The following is a 19,223-nucleotide window of genomic DNA, read 5'->3' as shown; positions in this document are numbered from 1 at the left end:
AACAGAGAATTGGCATGATAGTGCTTGTATTCAACGTAATTTGCTAGTTTTACGGCTATCACGCCAGCGAAACCAGCTGTTTATTGCATCGTGGACGCTAGCCGGCGTTCGATGGTGCGGAACGCGCCGCTTAAGGTCTGGGTCGGTTGTCGCTCGCTCTAAGAGAGGGGGGCGTCTACAATTAGCGCAATGAGGGTCACGGACTGTCATGATTTAAGCCGACGGCGGGAATTTTCCCAGCCTCGGCACCTTGGTCGCCGCCACGAGGGAAAGGGTCGGCTCTGAGTTCCTCCAATCAACTGCCCACGCCAACGCGGCCCGAGCCGGCCAGACAGCCGGCGCCAGGCTTCAGCGAAGGCGAACTGGCGGCGCTTGTCGAGCTACGTCACGGCGATCCGCACGCGCTATTGGGACCGCATCCCGTGCCCGGGGGAACCGTGGTGCGGGCATACTGGCCGGGCGCTCTATCGATCGATCTGATTTCCGATCACGACGCGGAGGCGCACCCGATGGAGCGCTGGCGCGACAGCGCTCTTTTTCAGCTCTTCCTGCAACGCCCAAAAGAAAGGTTTTCCTACCATTTGGTGGTAAAGACGCCCACCGGCAGTGAAACCACGCGCGATTGCTATGCTTTTCCGCCCTGGCTAGGGGAGTTGGATAAGTACTTGCTGGGGGCGCAGAAAGAGGAATTGCCTTACCGCAAGCTGGGGGCCCATCCGTGCGTTCTGGAGGGGGTCGCGGGGGTCGGTTTCGCGCTGTGGGCGCCCAACGCGCGGGCAGTCAGCGTGGTGGGAGATTTTAATCGCTGGGACGGCCGGCGCTGTTTGATGCGCAGGTTGGGGAGCACCGGCATCTGGGAGTTATTCGTGCCGGAACTGCCACCCCTAGCCCGCTATAAATACGAAATCCATACCCTGGCCGCGCTGCCGCGCGTCAAGGCCGATCCTTATGCCCAGGCGATGGAGCTGCCGCCGGCGACCGCTTCGGTGGTCTATCAGCCGAGCTATCAATTCACCGATCGTGACTGGATGAATGCGCGCCAGGGGCGCGATTGGCTGCATCAGCCGGTGTCGATTTACGAGGTGCATTTGGGGTCATGGCGACGGGTGGTGGAGCAAGATAACCGGCCGCTGAGCTATCGTGAACTGGCGCCTGCGTTGGCCGATTACGCGCTCGATCTGGGCTTTACCCATCTCGAACTGTTGCCGGTGATGGAACACCCGTTTAGCGGCTCGTGGGGTTATCAGGTCAGCGGCTACTTCGCGCCCACCGCCCGCTATGGTTCGCCCGACGATTTTCGCTACCTGGTGGACTATCTCCACCGGCGCGGGCTTGGCGTCATCCTGGACTGGGTGCCGGCCCATTTCCCCAAGGATGATTTCAGTCTGGGCCGTTTCGACGGAACCGCCCTGTACGAGCATCTGGACCCCCGCGAGGGCGAGCATCCCGACTGGGGTACCTACGTTTTCAATTACGGTCGCGATGAAGTTCGCACCTTCCTGATTGCCAGCGCGCTGTTCTGGCTGCACGAATGCCATGCTGACGGTCTGCGGGTGGACGCAGTGGCCTCGATGCTCTATCGGGATTATGGCAAGGGGCCCGGCCAATGGATTCCCAATCGCTACGGCGGGCGGGAGAACCTGGAGGCGTTGGAGTTCCTGCGCCAACTCAACGAACGCGCCTATGGGCTCAATCCAGGAATCGCCATGATCGCCGAAGAATCCACCGCTTGGCCGGGCGTCAGCCGCCCCACGTACCTGGGCGGTTTGGGCTTCGGGCTTAAGTGGGACATGGGCTGGATGAACGATACCCTGGACTATTTCAGCCGCGACCCGATCTATCGCCGCTATTACCATCGCCACCTGACCTTCGGTCTGCTGTATGCCTGGAGCGAGAATTTTGTCTTGCCGCTGTCGCACGACGAGGTCGTGCACGGCAAGCGCTCGTTACTGAGCAAGATGCCTGGGGACCGTTGGCAGCAGTTCGCCAATCTGCGCGCGCTGCTGGGCTACATGTGGGCGCGCCCAGGCAAGAAGCTGCTGTTCATGGGGGGAGAGATCGGACAATGGCGGGAATGGGATCATGACCGCAGCCTGGATTGGCATCTCCTGGCCGAGCCCGAGCATCGCGGCGTGCAACAATTGATGCGCGACCTCAATCGGATTTATCGCGCCCATCCGGCGCTGTGGGAGGCCGATACCGAGCCGGCTGGCTTTCGCTGGATCGATGCCGACAATGCCGACGCTAACTCTATTGCCTTTGCGCGCTTCGCACCCGCCAGCAATCAGGTACTGATCTGCTTGGCTAATTTCTCGCCAGTGGTGCGCAATCGCTATCGGCTGGGGCTGCCCAAGCCGGGTTTTTACCGCGAAATTCTCAACACCGACAGTCGTTGGTACGGGGGCAACGATGTTGGCAATCAGGGCGGCGTGCAGGCCGAGCAGATCCCCTCGCATGGCTTTCCCTATTCCGCCGAGTTCACTCTGCCACCGCTGGCCGTGGTCTGGCTATGTCCGCCCTAGCGGCTTACTCTTTCGGCTCTGAGCCCCGTGGCCGGCGGAGCATGTGTACAGGCGCTGTTCGTCTCAGCAAGCTCAAGCTTAACTGCACCGGAGGTGTCCGTATGGCTTATGTGGAACCAATACGCACGGTGGCGGGTGGCCCGGGCCGTTGGCCTCGGGTGATGATAATCACGACGGCTCTAGCGCTGCTTGGCGCTACGGGCGGCAGCACAGGGAGCGGGCCGATGCCGGAGGTAAAGGCGGTACTGACGCAAGCCATCGCGGTGCTCCAGGATACTCAGCTTCCGCTGGCACAACGGCGGCAACGACTGCGCGAATTAGCCGAAGCTCACTTCGACTTCGCTACGATGGCTCGTTCCTCCCTGGGCTACCATTGGAAGAACCTTTCGCCGCCTCAACAGGAGCAGTTTGTTGCGTTGTTTTCTTCCTTTATAGAGGATGCCTACCTCGACAAGATCCAGGGTTATGTCAATCTAAAGTTCGAGGTTGCGCGCCAGCGGATGAACGGGCCAGGATATGCCGAAGTCGATACCAAGGTAATCCAAACCCAGGGCAGCCCTATCAATCTGAATTTTCAATTAGAGAAGAAAAACGGCGATTGGAAGGTCTACGACGTGCAAATCGACAACATCAGCATGGTCGATAATTATCGCACGCAGTTCAATCATGTAATCAACGAACGCGGGTTCAACGTGCTCGTCAGCGACCTGCAGCGCAAGCAGCGTGAATTGGCCTCGCTACTGGGAAATACGCAAGCGGCCAACCGCTAAAGCCCGAGATGAACATGCCTGTGCAGCCGGCGGCGCCGACCACGGTGCCACTACTGGACCTAAAGACGCAATTTCGCTCGCTGCGCCCCGAGATTATGGCCGCCATCACGGCGGTGATGGAAAGCCAGCAGTTCGTCCTCGGTCCTCAAGGCGCGGCTCTGGAGCGGGAGATTGCCGCGATGGTTGGAGTGCGGGCGGCGCTGGGTTGCGCCTCGGGCTCCGATGCGTTGATGTTGGCGCTAATGGCAATCGGAATCGGGCCGGGCGACGAAGTGATTTGTCCGACCTTCACATTTGTGGCGACCGCCGGCGCGGTGGCTCGTCTGGGCGCGCGACCCAGATTTGTCGATATCGACCCGCTGACCTTCACCCTGGATTGCGCGGCAGTAGCCCAAGCCATCACCGCCCGCACCCGCGCAATCATTCCGGTGCATTTGTACGGCCTGACTGCCGACATGCAAGTGTTGGATGAAATCGCGCGGCGCGCGGGCGCGCGCTTGATCGAAGACGCCGCGCAGGCTTTGGGCGCGCGCTATCACGGGCGGGCGGCGGGAGCGCTGGGCGCGTTGGCGTGTTTGAGCTTTTATCCCACCAAGAATCTCGGTGGTGCGGGAGACGGTGGCATGGTGCTCACCGACGATAGCGTCTTGGCCGAGCGGCTTGCGATGATGCGCGACCACGGTAGTCGGCGTCGCTACGAGCATGAAATCGCCGGGGTCAACAGCCGATTGGATGAAATCCAAGCCGCGATTGTGCGCGTCAAGCTGCCCCGGCTGGCCGCTTGGAACCAAGCCCGAAGTGAGGTGGCCGCGCGCTACCGTGAGCTGTTGGCCGGCCTTGCGCAGGTGCAACTTCCCGTTGTGCCCTCTGGCTGCGAGCACGTGTATCACCAGTTCGCGATTCGATGCGCGCGCCGCGATGAACTGCGCCAATTTCTGCGCCAGCGCGGAGTCGCCAGCGAAGTCTATTATCCTATCCCGCTGCACTTGCAGCCCGCCTTCGCTCATCTCGGTTATCGCGCGGGAGAGCTTCCGCAGGCCGAAGCTGCGGCCCGTGAGGTGCTATGCTTGCCGATCTATCCCGAGCTTACCCCTCATCAGCAAGAGCTGGTGGCAGATGCGATCCGGCGCTTTTATGCCGGCGACTAAGCATCCATAGCGCTGCAAAGCCGCAAAGGTTTAACGTTTTCGCATAATAGGAACGGATTAAACGAAATTGTACGCAGCTTCGCTGATTTGTATCAATTACGACCTCTTCTCGGCCCTATTGACCTTTGTTCTCTCAACATTTTCTATTAACTCTTGACATCGGACCCAACCCAATTTACGCTTCTGCATTCGACCACTTCATTTAGTAGGTTGCTTAAAATCTTTGCTTGAAGAGCGAGTACGTCGGCCAGAAGGGCCAACACCATACGGGAGACGGTGCCATGGGGAATAAAGTGGCGGCGATGATCAAGGGCGTGGGTGAAGTGATGACGGTCAAGGATCTAAGCGGCTATCTGCAATGCAACCAATCGACCATTTATCGCTTGCTCAAGCGCAACGAGATCCCAGCCTTCAAGGTGGGCAGCGATTGGCGCTTCATGACGGAAGAAATCCGAAACTGGTGCAAACGCAAGATGACCCGCCCACTGAGGCGAGGCGGACTGCTGGAACGCGCCGAAGCAAACTGAAGCCGGGACTATATCCAACCTGAAAATCTGCCAACAGTTTCCAGACGGCCGCTGAGAAAAACTTCCTCCCTTCTCATCCACGGCAAGATTCGCCCGCCCGCTAGGCCTGTTCGCTCCTGTAGGTTGTGGGCGCTTCGTTAGTCGTGGCGTCGCGCCGGTAGTGACAATTTCTGGAGCACGCCTGTGCTCCTAAGTCAGAATTCTATTGCGTCCGAGCCTTTCCGGTTTCAGCGTCCGCCCTTACCAATGCACCCGCGGCCAGACCTTGCCAGCGCAGGCCTGAGAATTGATCTGATCGGTGGTGGCAATCTAAGGCAACTATGCGCCGGGTTATCGACCCTGGCACGCCAGGCCTCAAGGGAGAGCGCACAGGCTTCAACACTGGAACATCGGTTAAGCCTGCTGCTAAAGCGGTTTTTCAACGCGCGTGGGCACAGTCTACGCGCAGACTGTGCCCACGCCCGCGCCTGATGTACAGCCGCAGGGTTAGCGAGAGCGATGATTCGGATTGTGCGAAGTTCGCTCAGGTGGTCGAGGTGCGCCTTCTGTGGTTTCGCCGCCCGTGCGGGGAAAAGATCGCTATGCCTCGTGATCGCGATAGCGGCGCAGTAATTGGGTGCGCGACAACCAAATCTCCACCGGTGGTGCGCTGAGAGTCCTGCCTCGTTCCAGGCGGCGAATACCGTCGGGATGGTAGAGCGCAATCAAGCCGTTCATAAATAATCGATTGGCGCGTCGGCGCCAGGTGAGAGGCACTTGACGGCGATAAAAGCCTAGCCGCGCCGCGCCCGCGCCTAGCAGGGTGAAACCATATAGAGCCTCGAAACAGATCCCCTCGCGCATGGTCCAACGAGCCAGGGCGGCGAGGTCGCCTCGAAGCGCGGTCGCCACGAGCTCGCCAACTAACAGGGCTCGCAGGAAACGGAGGTTTTCGCAGTGCAATTCCCCGATGATGGCACCGGGCTTGATGGCGGTATCGTCGGGTAGGGTAAGGGCGGGTCCCCGATAGTGGATCAAACGTACCCGCAACAGTCCGGCCGGCGCCTCAGGAATTGCCTGCGAGGGCCAAACCTGCTTAGCGATCTGCTCCCACAGCCACCAGCCGGTGAGTAAACCGCTAGCCTTACCGGGGCGCGAGCTGGAAGCCACCAAATGCCAGAAACGGCGTGGCGTGAGGTAGGCCGCCGACTTTGCCCGGGACATGCCCGGCGTGCCATTGCCTTCAGCTCGACTGGCCGCCAGACTCGCCGGCCAGTACCAAAAGCGACGCATAGAGAGCCTCGCGCGAACGAGGATACTGACTCCAAAGCAACGTGGACCGGCGGCGGCCAGCGGCTCACGATCAAATTTCGCTTGTCTTCAGCGTCACCTCATTCGCTCGGCGGCGGATTCGCTCGGTCGCAGAGCGAGGCGACGGATGTTTTTAGTTTGCGGCAGCCGGGACTAAAGCTGAAGGATTAAAACCACCGCTTGCATCCCGGCTTGCGATGAGTGAAATCCGCACCCCCAAAGGCGCCTTATAGCAGCGCGCCGCGAAAAGGATCGTCACGCTGTGGTGGGTACTGAATCAGGTTGAGCGCCCAGCGCCGGCCTAGCCGCAGGGCCTCTTCAGCTCGCTGGCACAGCCGTTCACGATACAGCGTGTTCCATACGTAAACGTCCACCGAGGGCTCTTCGCCCAGGTGCAGGTCGATCATCCAGTCCTCGACCTGGGGTCCGCAGATCAGCAAGCGCAACAGCCGCCCATGGTCTATTACGATCCCGCTGGCCTGGCCCGGCAGACGGAATTCGTCTTTGATTCGCTTGATCAAATGCTTGGAATAATGCTCTTCGGTCATCGCCAGATACGACCACTGGCCGGGACTAGGATTGAGGGCGCGGGCGATGTTGAGGTTATTGTCGGTCAGGTGTTCTTTGGCCCGATCCTGGTCGTAATCGCGTGCCACGCTGTAGAAGCTCATCGCGACTGGGAGCTGGGCCGTTAGCTGAGCGCGCTCCTGGCGCGGTTTCTTAACTCCGCTTTCGACCCACCAGCGATCCTGGACGTTGGGCCGCGCCATCGCTAGCCTCGCCGGCAGCGTGCCGAAGCGCGTTTACGCGCGCTGCGCGCTTGTACCGCCGCCGCTCTGCGCTGTCCGCCGGTGGCCCTGCGCTCGCCCCGACGCCGCCCGGCTTGGCGCTTTACCCGCGCGGCGCGTAGACGCCGCGAGCTGCGCGGGCGCAGGCCGTGCACCATCCGCCGGGTAAAGGCGTCGGCTTTGCGTTCGGCGTCGGTCCAGAACAGATAGTGGCCCATCTCGTGATAGACGATTTGAATCCACATCCGTTCGCTGTTGTACACCCGACCTCGCTTCCAGTTGCTAGGATGGATGAAGTGAATCAGGCCGTTTTCGTAGGTCTTACCCGCTGTCTTACCCCAATCCAGATATTCGTACCATTCGATCTTAGGGCGTTTGACTGCGTAAAAGCGGCAGAAGGTTGAAATCGCGCGGTTGAACGCGCTGATTTTTTGGGTTTGAAAAAATTCGGTCAGATGGCGGTCGATGGTCCGGCGACACGCCAGAGGAGGTAGAATCATCCGCACTGGCTTTCCTCCGCAGGTTCCATCATAAAAAGCCCTCCCTCAACCAGTCAATCGGGCAAAAAGAGCTCAATATTGCTGCATTTTACGCCGACTTTCGGTCAGTCGGCGGCTTGAGTTCGAAGCTGGGGGCGGTGCTGTCCCGATAGCGGAGCGCGCGTCGTTTGCTATAGTTCGGTAAGCCATTTCGCATCCAAGGAGCGTCGCTCATGGCCGAGTTTTATACCCACGAGGGAATCAAAGCGTTGCGCAAACTGCGCCAACTCAAGCCAGAATTGTTCAAAAGCTTCGTGGATTTCGATGATGCGGTCTTCAAAGACGGCGCCATCTCCTCCAAGATGAAGCATCTGATGGCGATCACCGCTGCCCATGTCACCCAATGCCCTTGGTGCATCGACGTGCATACCCGTAAGGCAGTAAGCGAAGGCGCCAGCGAGGAGGAGGTCGCCGAGGCGGTATTCGTGGCGATGGCGATGCGGGCGGGAGCCTCGTGGGCCCACGGCTGCATTGCGATGCATTCGCTGGAGAGTAAAGATTAGTTCAACCCTTGCTACGCTTGTCCAAGAGGATCATGGAAGCAGTTCAGCCCGCGCGCAAAACTCGCACCATCGCGATCGGCGACCTCAAGGTCGGTGGTCAGGCACCCATTGTAGTGCAATCGATGTGCGCCACTCATACCCGCGATGTCGATGCTACCGTGGCGCAGGCCCATCAATTGGCCCGCGCCGGGGCCGGCATCGTCCGCATCGCCTTGGACAATGAAAAGGAGGTCGCCGCGCTCAAGGAGATTCGGGCGCAAACCAAGGGCATCGTGCTCTCGGTCGACCTCCAGGAAAACTATCGGATCGCCGATAAAGTTGCGCCCTGGGTGGACAAGATTCGCTACAACCCCGGCCATCTCCACCACATCGAGAAGCGCAAGACGATTGCGGAAAAAGTCAAATGGCTGGTGGAGGTCGCGCGCGCCCACAATCTCGCCATTCGGATCGGTGTTAATTGCGGTTCCGTGGCGCCGGCCTTTTTAGAAAGATATCCCGGTGACCAGCTCCAGGCCCTAACCGAATCCACCGCCTATCACTGCGATCTAATGGACGAGCTGGGCTTCGAGCGCTTCGTGGTCTCCATGAAGGACTCCGACCCAGCCAAGGTAGTGCTGGCCAACCGCCGCTTTGCCCAACGCCGTCCCGACGTGCCCCTGCATCTGGGGGTTACCGAAGCTGGCCTGCCGCCCGAGGGGATCATCAAGACTCGGATCGCTTTCGAGAAACTGCTGGCCGAAGGGATCGGCGACACCATTCGGGTCTCGCTGACCTTGCCCTACGAACGCAAGCACGAGGAAGTCGAGGTGGGCCACCAGATCGTTCGCGACGTGGCTGCCGGCCGCTTCCTGTCGGTGCCTGACGTCTGGCCAGGGCTCAACATCATTTCGTGCCCCTCCTGTTCACGGGTGGAGAACGAAAAGTTCGTGGAGTTGGCCATCCAGGTCAAGGAGCTGACCAGCTACGCTGCTGCGCATCGGGTCACGATCGCGGTGATGGGCTGCCGGGTCAACGGCCCGGGCGAGACCGACGATGCCGATCTGGGGCTGTGGTGCGGACCGACCACGGTCAATCTCAAGCGCAAGGATCGCAAGCTGGGCAATTTCGGCTACGACGAGGTGCTGGGGCGCCTGCGCCAGGAGCTGGACCAAATCATCGCAGCGGGCCCCCACTCATCCCAAGCTGACTGAAGCACTGCGCGCGAAAAAACCGGCCGGGCGCGCGGCCCGGCCGGTGAAACGCTTCCTAATGGTATTGCTAACTAGTCCAAGGTATGGACGCTGACCCTACTGGTATTGGAGGGATCCATCTCCAAGGTCTGCGCCACGGTTTGGGAGATTCCTCCTAGATCCAACGCCTTGTGATCGGCGCAAACCAGCAGGGCGGTGGGATGGTGCTCGATGGGAAAGGAGCGCAAGCCGCTGTTGTCCAGCGCCGTGGCGGCATTCTGGCTGCAATACTCGCATTCGAATCGGCCCGAGCCGACTACCGCCAGTTGGCGATCCATCCGGGCTACGTAAACACTGTTAGGATCGGCCGAATCGGTCTTGGCCGCGACTTGATCCAGAGCACTTACCCGCCCGTCGCGGATCTGAGCCAGGGCCTTGGGAACCGCCACCTCGCAAGCCACTTGGCCGCGGTTCCTGACGCTCGCACCGACCCACACCGCGGCACCGATCAGGAGCACGGCCGCGGCAACGCCGATCAGCGCTGAGCGAGCGGCACCCTTGGGGCCTACAGTGACGGCCGAGGCGGGCTCAAGCATATTTACGCGGGGCACATCAACCAGCGGCTTGTCCTTGTCCATCGGCGACTCCTGCACAGGAATCAATTGGGGTCATAATCAAGTTGATTATCATCGCCGCAAGCCAAGCCGTCAAGGAGCACGCTGGGCGAGTCGCCGCGGGCGGCTTGACATCCGGCGGGCCCGGCCTAATAAACGGTCCAGCACGACGGCTAAGAACCGCCGTTCGGTGAGCGCGGTGTCAAGCCTCCCTGCTGGCAGCGACATAGGAGAAAGAGGTGGCAGACATGAACCACAGGGTTATTGGCACGCTGTCCGTTTTCGCCGCCTTCATGACGGTTGCGATGGGGAGCGCTGGGAGGCAAGCCTGGCCAATGGCTTGGTGGGATCCGGGCCCCGCCGCGGCGGCCTCTGGGGGCGCGCCCGTGCTCTCGGCCAAGACCCCGGCGATTCCGCAGATCAAGGGCGGTCAGTTGTCGCAGAAATTCCTGGGCATTCTCAACACTATCCCCGGCGGCCCGATTGAACCCTGCACCTATTTGGAGGATCCCTATCCTTCCTACAACGGGGTTGCGATTGACGCCAAGAACAACCTGGCGATCATGAGCGATCCCAATTTCAAGAGCGCGCTGGTTTACGACCTCAACGTGGCGGCCCCACCCCGCGCGACCGGGATCACGCCGCGCAAGGCCTGGGTCAAAGGGCCGGCGACCTGGCTGTCCTTTGCCACCGGCATCGCTATGGATCCGGTGCGCCATCGATTTTATGTCACGGAGAATGATTTCGGCGACGATGTTGCCAATTTCCCATACGGCGCCAACGGTAATTATCCGGCCCGCGTGCTGGCGATTCCGCACGGCGCCTATGGAATCGGGCTGAGCCAGCGCTATCAGCAAATCGCGGTTGCGATCGAACACAATGCGCAAATCGCCTTCTTCAAGCTCGACGCGCAAAACGCCGATCCCCCGCTGCGTGAGATCCGCGGGATGCATACCAAGCTGGCCGATCCCCATGGCCTGGTGTGGGACGAGGCGCACGACGAAATCGTGGTGGCCAATTACGGCAATTGGTCGCGCGGCGAATGGGACCCCGATTACAACGGCGGTGGCCGCTACTATCCGCCCTCGGTCACGGTCTATCGCGACGACGGCAAGGGCGACGTCAGTCCGATTCGAGTAATCCAGGGCAATAAGACCCGCTTCAACTGGCCCACCGGGGTCGCGATTGACGACAGCCACAACGAGCTGTTCGTGACCAACGAGGCCGGCGACCAGGTGCTGGTCTTCTCCCGTACCGCTACCGGCAACGTGGCCCCGCTGCGCGTAATCGCCGGGCCGCATACTCTGCTTCTGCACCCCATGGGCGTGGCCTACGACCCGGTGCACGATGAGATTTGGGTGGCCAATTATGGCCACACCGCCGAGGTCTTCGCCCGTACCGCCGCCGGTGATGCGCGCCCGCGGCGAGTGATTCGCAACGCGCCGGCGGGCACGCTGCGTGCGGGCTTCGGCGGTCCCACCGCGTTGGCCTACGATTCCAAGCGCGATCAGATCCTGGTGCCCAATTGAATCAGTGATCCGCGTATCGCGGCATTTGCCCGTGAGGCAAGTGGCAACGTCGAGCCGGCCCGCGCGATCGAGGGGCAAAACACCAAGCTAACTCGGGTCGCCCACGGTATCACCTACGACCCGGTTCACGATTTGATTATCGCCAGCGAACCGCTGGCCAGCTCGCTGGTGATCTTCAAGGGCGGGGCCAACGGCAACGTCGCCCCCTTGCGTGTGATCCAGGGGCCCCACACCCAACTCCATCAACCTTGGGGCGTGGCGGTGGATCCCAAGCACAACGAAATCTGGGAAGCCGATTACGGTAACGCCCACGTCGCTGCCTATCCTTTGTTCGGCAACGGCGACGTGGCCCCACTACGGGTAATTTCTAGCAGCAAGGCCGGGATGCGGTTGGATTCCGGGGTGGCGGTGGACCCCGACCGCAATCTGGTGGTGGTGGCGGCGCGCGACGCGCACTATCGCGGCGCGATCTATATCTTCAACCGCACCGACAACGGCGATCTGCCGCCCCAACGAGTTATCGCCGGTCCCACCACCGGCATCCTCGGCCTGTGGCATGTCCAAACCTACGGCGGTAAGATTTATGCCGCCGTGTTGGAGATGAACTACCGTCCCCCTTACGATCCCGCGGGTGACGCGCCGATGCCTGGCTGCAAGGGGCCAATTTCGGAGTTTTCTCCCTCGCCGCTGGGCTTCGTCGGAGTGTGGAACATCACCGATAATGGCGACGTCGCGCCGCGCGCGATTATTCGAGGTACCCAGACTCGGCTTTCCAACGCGCTGGGCTTGGCGCTGGATCCGCGCGACGGCGAAATTTTCGCCAGCGGCGCCGGCAACGCAGTGATGGCATACCTGGTGCCGGCATTCTTTTGAGCCCGGCTGGTGGTCGCCCAAGAATTATCGGTTTGGTGTCGCAGGATTGCGCTGCCGGCGATGGCCGGTCCTGTCGCAAATCGTTACAGGAGTATGTGAATTCGGTTGAGTACCAAAAAGAGCAAGGAGGTCCCCACACGTTCCCCGCAGCCCGCGCCGGGGCTGCGCCGAGCAATCGGATTGGATACGGCGGCGGCACTGGTGGTCGCCAATACCATCGGCAGCGGGATCTTTACCACCTCGGGCTTCGTGGCACGCGACATTGGCTCCCCGGCCTGGCTGTTGGGGTTGTGGATCGCCGGTGGCCTGATCGAACTAATTGGCGCCTTGTCCTACAGTGAGTTGAGTGCCGCGATGCCCGAGGCGGGCGGCGAGTACGTCTATTTGCGTGAGGCCTATGGACCTCTGGCCGGCTATCTCAGCGGCTGGACCTCGTTTTTTATCGGTTTCAGCGGCGCGATCGCCGCCGCAACCCTGGCCTTCGTGGGCTACCTGCACCATTTCGTGAGTTTCGTGGGACCGTCGGAGAGTCCCGGCGGCAAGGGGCTGGCGATCGTCATTCTGGTCCTGCTGACCACGGTCCATGTCATCGGCCTGCGCTTGGGCGGGGGCATTCAGAAGGTTCTAACCGGCGGTACGATCGCCGGGATGGCGGTGTTGATTGTGGCGGGTCTGACCAGCGGCCACGGCAATACGGCTAACTTCCATTCGGCGATTCCGGCCCAAGGCAATGCCGCCGTCTCACTCATTTTCATCATTTTCGCTTACAGTGGATGGAACGCGGCGGCCTATGTGGCGGGCGAGGTCACAGAGCCGCAACGCACACTTCCACGCGCCCTGCTGGCCGGAATGGGCGTGGTGATCGTGTTGTATCTGGGGATGAACCTGCTTTATCTCTACGCCCTGCCGATGAGCGCGATGAGCGGAGTGCTGGCAGTGGCTCAAAAGGCCTCGGTCGGCTTGTTCGGCGGGATCGCGGCTCATTGGATTACCGCGCTGCTGGCGCTGGCGATTCTGAGTTCGGCCAGCGCGATGGTGGTGGCTGGGCCGCGGGTGTACTATGCGATGGCGCGCGATGGGGTATTTCCCGCCCTCGTTGGCCTGGTCAGTCCGCGCTTTGGCACCCCGGCCCGGGCCATGATCCTGCAGAGTGCGTGGTCGGTGGTCCTGATCCTGTTCTTCGGCACCTTTGAGAAAATCGTCATCTACACCGAATTTGCGGTCGTGATTTTCTCCGGTCTGGCGGTGGCCTCGGTAATCGCCCTGCGTTTGCGCAAGCCCAATCTGGCGCGGCCTTTTCGAATTCCCGGCTATCCCTGGCTGCCCGCCTTTTACGTCTGCGCGATGGCCTGGATCGCGATTTACACTCTGTTCTCGCGTCCCGAGGAGGCAATCGTTAGCCTACTGGTGGTCGGCTTCGGACTGCCCTGGTACTACCTCTCGCGGGGCCGCGCCCAGCGCGCATAGGTTTTCTATCACCGAAGGAGGGTTGTTTGATGGCGAATCGGAGCTTGGGTTGGAGGATTGCGCCGCGCCTACTTGCGCTGGCTGTGGTGGTGGCCGTGACGCTGGGGGCCGGCTGGTCGTGGGCTCAGCAGACCACGATGCCGCGGGCCACCGGTCAGGTCCCGCTGCAGGCCCGCATCAAGATGCTGGAAAATCCGCAACGCGACCAGACGCAAAAACCGGTCGCGGTGCTCAAGGCGCTGAACCTGAAGCCGGGCATGACGGTGGCCGATATCGGGGCGGGCTCGGGCTATTTCACGCGCCGTTTCGCGCGGGCGGTGGGGCCGACGGGCAAGGTTTACGCGGTCGATATCAGCAGTGACATCCTGGGTTACGTCAAGGCGCGCGCCAAAAAGGAGGGGATGAACAACATCCAGACCGTGCTCGACAAGCCCGATGATCCGATGTTGCCGGCGAGCTCCGTGGATCTGGCCTTTCTATCCGACGTTTCCCATCATATCGACCATCGCACCGCCTTCTACACGAAGATTTACCAGGCACTCAAGCCCGATGGGCGGATGGCGATTATCGACTTTCCTCCGCAGGCTCACAATAAGGGTTGGTGTCCTCACCAGACCAACGAGCTGGTTCCAGCCTGGGAGAATATTCGCGAAGCCCAGGATGCCGGCTTCAAATTGGATCGCACCTACGACTTCCTCCCCCATAGCTATTTCCTGGTCTTCGACAAGGGGGATCAATGGCCCGCGGGCGCGCAGGCGGTGGGCAAGTAGTTTTTCGCCAAACCCGCGGGCGAGGATCGGCGATTGCGCCTCGCCCGCGCTCCGGCGCGAGATTGCGCTCGGCGGGTTGGCGAGCGCGCTTTTCGCACTCGCCTCGCCGCCCAAAGGAGAACGGATGCGAGCTGTGAACGGAACATTTCAAGGTTCAGCCGAGTGAGTGTTTCGGATGCATCGCGGTGGGAGGCTTGACATTTCAGAGCCTGAGCTTCTAAGGCGAGCCGTGGCGTGAGCTTCTCACAGCGTTGAACGATCAGCCTCAGGACTGTGGCGACTATTGGCTGTTGAAAGAACCGGCCTTTGCTTTTGACGATGAGGTCAAGCGCCAGCTTGAGGGATCCGTGGTCGAGAAGCTCAGCAGTAGCAAGGTCTTCCTTACGGTCAAACGCTCCGCGCCGCAGTCTTACCATCCGCTCCGGGACGGGCGGAAAGAGCGGCTGAAGGTTACATATTTCCAGGCGGGCCTTACGGTCTGGCTCGGAATTCCAGAGTTTAATGACGCGACGCTCCTGATCGGCAGGCGCGACGGGAATCGCACACATCTGTTGCCAGTCGCGCTGAGGCCAGGATTTCAAGGAAGTGTCAGCCAGCTATGGTCAAATTCAGCCGGCTTGGAGCAGGACATCCGGCAACGACTCGACGGCGTGGTATCTCGCACGGTCGAGTCGCGGCAATGGTCGCTCGCCGAACGGATCGGCCTTGCGGCTAAGTTCGCAGGGAGACTGAAGCAGAACATCGATTCGCACGAAGGGGATTATAAAAATGGCCGCAAACCACCGCGGTATTGGCGCGTAAACTCGGGCGTGGCTGCGTTTCTTGAGGCTTGCCGGTCGCGCCTTCATCACGTTCGCATGCATCAGTACGTTCGGGCAATCGAATCGTTCCTGCCGCCCGACGCATGGGGCGAAACGAAATTCGCAAATACGATCGGGATTCTCTGCGAGTCCGGGGCGATTGAAAGCCTCAAAGAAATTTACCGATTGCGCAACAAGGCGGAGCACCATGAGTATTTCGAGAATGCGGAGCTGTCTGGTTCAGTTCCTGAGGAAACCGCGTGGTTGCGCGTGTGGCAGGCTGAAGTCCTTTGTCTGGAGCTTTACAGACTCTTTTTCACGCAGAGCGGCAATTTCCTATGCGCGTATTCGGACTCCAGTTCGATTAAAAATTTCTGGGCAAACGGCGCCTCGCGGGCTGAATGGGGTGCGCCGCTTCACTTACCGAGCTAATTACAGGGGAGTCTCTGGCCCGGGATGGCAGGGACTAGCAAAGGTACAGCGGGTACTGGAGGGCGGCGCTGCAGGACAACGGAACGCCCAGCTGTTCGAGTTGATACTCGATGCGACTTCCGTCCAAAGATTCGCCGCCTGCGCCACCTCCGGCTGCAATCGCTAGACCTGCGGCGCATGGCTTAACCGTATCAGCCCCGACGTAAGGCTGCGCTTGGTTTCAGTGGCGCGCCAAGGTTCGCCAAGCCCTCCGAGTTAGCTATGTGCAACACCGGGCCCGGATGTGAGCCCGACGCGGCGCAATTTCACCGGGCGAGGCTGTTGCCAAGCGTTTTCTCTGCAACCCGTCGACCCAGTGCGAGCTACAATGACACTTACTCTCGTGGCCCGAGTGAGGTCATCAGGTTAAGCCATCATGGTAGCCAATCATAATCAGGATGCGGCGGACGAGCGTTCCAAATTGCTGGAAACCGCGGGCGAGCTTTACGCTAAGCTGGTTACCGCTGAAAGCGCGCAGCGGGTGCAGATTGAAGCCTGGCATCGCCGCGCCGTCCTGATGCGCTGGCTCAACGTGGTACTTTCCCTGCTTACCACAGCCGCCATCGTGATAGCCCTGGTGCCGCATTGGCCCTGGTCGGCGCTGGCCGCGGTGGTGCTGACCTTTGTCACCTCCGGCACGTTGTTGGCCCAAATCGGCTTTGATCCTTCGCGACAAGAACTGGAATACCGGTTAGCGGCAGGTCGCCTGGCGGCCGAACGCAGCCGTTTTCTGATGGTGATTGGCAAAATCAGCACTCCCACCACTGCGATCGAAGAGGCCCAACGTGAGGTGGAAACTTTGGCTCGGGAAATTGCCCTGATCCAGGGCTTGATGCGGGAGCCAAGCGGTCGCGCCCATAAGCGCGCCAAGGCCGCCGTCAAGCGCGGGGATGAGAGCGCGCTGTCGCGCGAGGAAATCGATCGATTACTGCCTGAGGCGCTGCGTGTGCACCCCAGCGAAGCTTTCCGTCGCCCAGAGCCGCCGTTTACGATGCCTGAGCAGGGCGCCCATCAGCATGCGGCCCAAACCCAAACCATTGGTCCAACTGAAGCTAAACCGCAAACGGATTGTTGATTACGATGGTAGCCTCGCGGGCCGCGCCCGTGCCTATCATCGCGATCGGTACCCCGGTTAGTTCGGCAATCCGATCGAGATAACGGCGGGCGTTGGTGGGCAAATCGGCCAGGCTGCGAACCTGATCGAGGGATTCATGCCAGCCGGGCAATTCTTCGTACAGCGGCCGCACCCGATCCAGCAGCACTCGCCCCGGCGGCATCTGCTCGTAGCGCTGGCCTCGATGCTCGTAAGCGATCGCCACCTTGAGCGGGTCGATGCCGCTGAGCACGTCCAGCTTGGTCAGCGCCATCCCCCACGCTCCGTTGAGCCGGGCGCTATGGCGAGCCAGCACCGCGTCGAACCATCCGATTCGGCGCGGGCGACCGGTAGCCGCGCCGAATTCCTCACCCTCTTCGCGCAGGCGCTGGCCCAGCTTGGTTTTGATCTCGGTGGGGAAAGGACCGCCGCCGACGCGCGTGGTGTAGGCCTTGCTGATTCCCAGCACCGCCCGCAAACGGTCGGGAGGTACGCCGGTGCCGGCGAACAGGGCGCTGGCCAGACAGCTTGAGGAGGTGACGAAAGGATAGGTGCCATGGTCAATGTCCAGCATCGTCCCGTGCGCACCCTCGAACAGCACCTTGCGTCCGGCCCGGATCGCTTCGTCCAGATAGAGCGCGGTATCGCACAGATGGGGTAGCAGCCGCTTGCGCGCCATTCGTAGCTGCTCCAGCAGGTGGCGGCCATTGACCGGCGGCGCCTTTAGCACCGCCTTGAGATAGGCGTTTTTGTCCGCTAGGTTGCGCTTAAGCTTTTCTTCCAGCTTCTTAAAATCGAGCAAATCAATCAGCCGCAAACCGATACGGGCGGCCTTGTCCTCGTAGGCCGGGCCGATACCGAAGCCGGTGGTGCCGATTGCGGCCTTGGCCAAACGGGCCTCGCGCGCCCGATCGATCGCGCCGTGATAGGGCATCACCATGTGGGCGTCGTAGCTAAGCTTCAAGCGCTGGGGGTCGGTGAGCAGGGAGTGAGCGCGCAAGTTGTCCAGCTCACCTATCAGCGCCAGCGGATCGACCACCGTGCCGTTACCAATCACGCATACCGTATTGGGATGGAGCACGCCGGCGGGGATTTGGCGCACGATCAGCTTGCGGCCATTCACCACTAGGGTGTGGGCGGCATTGTTGCCGCCGTGAAAGCGCACTACGATTTCGGCGTCGGCGGCCAGCAGGTCCACGACCTTGCCTTTGCCCTCATCGCCCCACTGGATCCCAACCACAGCCACGGTATTCATTGGTTCAGTACGATCTTCCGCCCGTTGGCGCGCGCACGCCCGCGTGTCGCCGCCAGCTTCCAGGGCGGACGGGCGCAGGTCGGCGGCGCGGGTTTTAAAGCTTGATGAGCGAGGCCGAGATAATGGCCGGCAGGGTCTTGATCTCCTCCAACACCGCCTGGGGAGCTGGGCCGTCGATATGGACCAAGCTCAGCGCCCGGCCGCCAACTTGGTCGCGATCCAACTCTAGGCCTGCGATATTGATATTGGCCCGCCCCAGCAAAGTGCCGATCGCGCCCACTACCCCAGGCACGTCGCGGTTATGCAGCATCAGAAAATAACCCTCAGGTACCGCCTCGAGATGAAAGCCGTCGATCTTGACCAGCCGAATGGCGCGATTGCCCACTACCGCGCCGCCCACCTGATGGCTGGTGCTATCGGTGGCCACAGTCAGGGTCAGGGTGTTGATGTAATCGGTGGTATCGTGGGAGCGGGTTTCGCTAACCCGCAAGCCGCGCTCGCGAGCGATGAAGGGCGCGTTGACGAAATTGAGCGGCTCGTCCAGGAAATTGGACAGCAGCCCCTTGAGCACCGCGGCGGCGATGGGCTCGCCGTGCAGATTGGCTGCCTCACCGCCCAGCTCCACCGTGACCTGGGTGGGTGGCGCGGTCATTAACTGTGCCGCTAGCTTGCCCAATTGCTCGCCCAGGCGCAGATGGGGTTCAAGCAGCTCATATTCCTTGGCCGAGAGGGCGGGGATGTTGACCGACTGGCGCACCGTGCCGTGAAGCAGGAAATCGGCGATCTGTTCTGCGATATCCAGGGCCACCTGCAATTGGGCTTCATCGGTAGAAGCGCCCAGATGGGGCGTGGTCACTACCTGGGGCAGGGCGAGCAAGGGATGGTCCGCGGGCGGCGGCTCCTGGACGAAGACGTCGAAGGCTGCGCCGGCGACCTTGCCGGCCTTGACCGCAGCGGCCAGCGCCAGCTCATCGACAATGCCGCCGCGTGCGCAATTGATAATCCGCACCCCTGGCTTCATCTTGGCCAGCGCCGCTTCGTTGATGATGCCGCGGGTTTCCGCGGTCAACGGGGTGTGTACGGTAATAAAATCGG

Annotated in this window: 18 protein-coding genes; 12 read left to right on the top strand and 6 right to left on the bottom strand. The window is 61.2% G+C overall.

Annotated features, from left to right (window positions below; genetic code table 11):
* The first annotated feature begins 440 nt into the window (after positions 1-440).
* The 4 genes from glgB (at position 441) to VKV28_09905 (ending at position 4,967) form a co-directional block, all read left to right on the top strand.
* Positions 441-2,522, top strand: coding sequence for a 1,4-alpha-glucan branching protein GlgB (gene glgB, locus VKV28_09920; protein HLH77109.1), 2,082 nt, complete (start codon positions 441-443; stop codon positions 2,520-2,522).
* A 224-nt stretch (positions 2,523-2,746) separates the two neighbouring features.
* On the top strand, positions 2,747-3,292 hold the full coding sequence (locus VKV28_09915; protein ID HLH77108.1) for an ABC transporter substrate-binding protein: 546 nt from the start codon (positions 2,747-2,749) through the stop codon (positions 3,290-3,292).
* Positions 3,293-3,306: 14 nt separating this feature from the next.
* Positions 3,307-4,440 (top strand): DegT/DnrJ/EryC1/StrS family aminotransferase, encoded by a 1,134-nt coding sequence (locus VKV28_09910; protein HLH77107.1) that lies wholly within the window; start codon positions 3,307-3,309, stop codon positions 4,438-4,440.
* A gap of 281 nt (positions 4,441-4,721) precedes the next feature.
* Positions 4,722-4,967: a helix-turn-helix domain-containing protein gene (locus tag VKV28_09905; GenBank protein ID HLH77106.1), complete on the top strand. Its 246-nt coding sequence runs from the start codon at positions 4,722-4,724 to the stop codon at positions 4,965-4,967.
* A gap of 579 nt (positions 4,968-5,546) precedes the next feature.
* On the opposite strand, the gene VKV28_09900 is transcribed toward VKV28_09905, so the two are convergent.
* The 3 genes from VKV28_09900 to VKV28_09890 all read right to left on the bottom strand — a co-directional run bounded on the left by VKV28_09900 (position 5,547) and on the right by VKV28_09890 (position 7,545).
* Entirely contained in the window at positions 5,547-6,170 is a 624-nt protein-coding gene (locus VKV28_09900) for a hypothetical protein (GenBank protein ID HLH77105.1), read from the bottom strand.
* Positions 6,171-6,484: 314 nt separating this feature from the next.
* A complete protein-coding gene (locus VKV28_09895) occupies positions 6,485-7,027 on the bottom strand; it encodes a hypothetical protein (protein ID HLH77104.1) in 543 nt (180 codons plus the stop codon).
* 2 nt (positions 7,028-7,029) lie between these two features.
* Entirely contained in the window at positions 7,030-7,545 is a 516-nt protein-coding gene (locus VKV28_09890; protein HLH77103.1) for a hypothetical protein, read from the bottom strand.
* A 212-nt stretch (positions 7,546-7,757) separates the two neighbouring features.
* Between VKV28_09890 and VKV28_09885 the strand changes: the two genes are divergently transcribed.
* Both VKV28_09885 and ispG read left to right on the top strand, forming a co-directional pair.
* Positions 7,758-8,087 carry a carboxymuconolactone decarboxylase family protein gene (locus VKV28_09885; protein HLH77102.1) on the top strand — a complete coding sequence of 110 codons (330 nt, stop codon included), beginning with the start codon at positions 7,758-7,760 and terminating at the stop codon, positions 8,085-8,087.
* Positions 8,088-8,119: 32 nt separating this feature from the next.
* On the top strand, positions 8,120-9,277 hold the full coding sequence (gene ispG / locus VKV28_09880; protein HLH77101.1) for a (E)-4-hydroxy-3-methylbut-2-enyl-diphosphate synthase: 1,158 nt from the start codon (positions 8,120-8,122) through the stop codon (positions 9,275-9,277).
* Positions 9,278-9,348: 71 nt separating this feature from the next.
* Here ispG and VKV28_09875 read toward each other — a convergent pair whose 3' ends face one another.
* Positions 9,349-9,894, bottom strand: coding sequence for a hypothetical protein (locus tag VKV28_09875; GenBank protein ID HLH77100.1), 546 nt, complete (start codon positions 9,892-9,894; stop codon positions 9,349-9,351).
* A 224-nt stretch (positions 9,895-10,118) separates the two neighbouring features.
* Between VKV28_09875 and VKV28_09870 the strand changes: the two genes are divergently transcribed.
* The 6 genes from VKV28_09870 to VKV28_09845 all read left to right on the top strand — a co-directional run bounded on the left by VKV28_09870 (position 10,119) and on the right by VKV28_09845 (position 16,855).
* The gene (locus VKV28_09870; protein HLH77099.1) at positions 10,119-11,399 is read left to right on the top strand and encodes a hypothetical protein; all 1,281 of its coding nucleotides are present in this window, start codon (positions 10,119-10,121) and stop codon (positions 11,397-11,399) included.
* Positions 11,400-11,531: 132 nt separating this feature from the next.
* Positions 11,532-12,272, top strand: coding sequence for a hypothetical protein (locus VKV28_09865; GenBank protein ID HLH77098.1), 741 nt, complete (start codon positions 11,532-11,534; stop codon positions 12,270-12,272).
* 105 nt (positions 12,273-12,377) lie between these two features.
* Positions 12,378-13,739, top strand: a complete 1,362-nt coding sequence (locus tag VKV28_09860; GenBank protein HLH77097.1) for an amino acid permease — start codon at positions 12,378-12,380, stop codon at positions 13,737-13,739.
* Between the two features lie 29 nt (positions 13,740-13,768).
* Positions 13,769-14,509: a methyltransferase domain-containing protein gene (locus VKV28_09855; GenBank protein ID HLH77096.1), complete on the top strand. Its 741-nt coding sequence runs from the start codon at positions 13,769-13,771 to the stop codon at positions 14,507-14,509.
* A 251-nt stretch (positions 14,510-14,760) separates the two neighbouring features.
* Positions 14,761-15,741 (top strand): hypothetical protein, encoded by a 981-nt coding sequence (locus VKV28_09850; protein ID HLH77095.1) that lies wholly within the window; start codon positions 14,761-14,763, stop codon positions 15,739-15,741.
* A gap of 415 nt (positions 15,742-16,156) precedes the next feature.
* A complete protein-coding gene (locus tag VKV28_09845) occupies positions 16,157-16,855 on the top strand; it encodes a hypothetical protein (protein HLH77094.1) in 699 nt (232 codons plus the stop codon).
* Here VKV28_09845 and VKV28_09840 read toward each other — a convergent pair.
* Together VKV28_09840 and VKV28_09835 are read right to left on the bottom strand one after the other, a co-directional pair.
* Entirely contained in the window at positions 16,833-18,128 is a 1,296-nt protein-coding gene (locus VKV28_09840; protein ID HLH77093.1) for an adenylosuccinate synthase, read from the bottom strand. The two genes, VKV28_09845 and VKV28_09840, sit on opposite strands and share 23 nt — an antisense overlap.
* A 94-nt stretch (positions 18,129-18,222) precedes the next feature.
* On the bottom strand, positions 18,223-19,223 hold a 1,001-nt coding region (locus tag VKV28_09835), incomplete at its 5' end, for an NAD(P)-dependent oxidoreductase (GenBank protein HLH77092.1).

It is taken from the genome of Candidatus Binataceae bacterium (assembly GCA_035294265.1).
In the GTDB taxonomy this organism is placed as follows: Bacteria; Desulfobacterota; Binatia; order Binatales; family Binataceae; genus DATGLK01.
Note: the sequence above shows the minus strand (reverse complement) of the source record. Positions and strands in the feature narration are given on the sequence as shown.

What these genes read in the sequence shown, in the direction of transcription:
- ispG (HLH77101.1), top strand. Translation starts at nt 8,120, where the DNA reads ATGGAAGCAGTTCAGCCCGCGCGCAAAACTCGCACCATCGCGATCGGC.
- VKV28_09895 (HLH77104.1), bottom strand. Translation starts at nt 7,027, where the DNA reads ATGGCGCGGCCCAACGTCCAGGATCGCTGGTGGGTCGAAAGCGGAGTT.
- VKV28_09885 (HLH77102.1), top strand. Translation starts at nt 7,758, where the DNA reads ATGGCCGAGTTTTATACCCACGAGGGAATCAAAGCGTTGCGCAAACTG.
- VKV28_09840 (HLH77093.1), bottom strand. Translation starts at nt 18,128, where the DNA reads ATGAATACCGTGGCTGTGGTTGGGATCCAGTGGGGCGATGAGGGCAAA.
- VKV28_09915 (HLH77108.1), top strand. Translation starts at nt 2,747, where the DNA reads ATGCCGGAGGTAAAGGCGGTACTGACGCAAGCCATCGCGGTGCTCCAG.
- VKV28_09845 (HLH77094.1), top strand. Translation starts at nt 16,157, where the DNA reads ATGGTAGCCAATCATAATCAGGATGCGGCGGACGAGCGTTCCAAATTG.
- VKV28_09875 (HLH77100.1), bottom strand. Translation starts at nt 9,894, where the DNA reads ATGGACAAGGACAAGCCGCTGGTTGATGTGCCCCGCGTAAATATGCTT.
- VKV28_09905 (HLH77106.1), top strand. Translation starts at nt 4,722, where the DNA reads ATGGGGAATAAAGTGGCGGCGATGATCAAGGGCGTGGGTGAAGTGATG.
- VKV28_09870 (HLH77099.1), top strand. Translation starts at nt 10,119, where the DNA reads ATGAACCACAGGGTTATTGGCACGCTGTCCGTTTTCGCCGCCTTCATG.
- VKV28_09855 (HLH77096.1), top strand. Translation starts at nt 13,769, where the DNA reads ATGGCGAATCGGAGCTTGGGTTGGAGGATTGCGCCGCGCCTACTTGCG.
- VKV28_09900 (HLH77105.1), bottom strand. Translation starts at nt 6,170, where the DNA reads ATGTCCCGGGCAAAGTCGGCGGCCTACCTCACGCCACGCCGTTTCTGG.
- VKV28_09910 (HLH77107.1), top strand. Translation starts at nt 3,307, where the DNA reads ATGCCTGTGCAGCCGGCGGCGCCGACCACGGTGCCACTACTGGACCTA.
- VKV28_09890 (HLH77103.1), bottom strand. Translation starts at nt 7,545, where the DNA reads ATGATTCTACCTCCTCTGGCGTGTCGCCGGACCATCGACCGCCATCTG.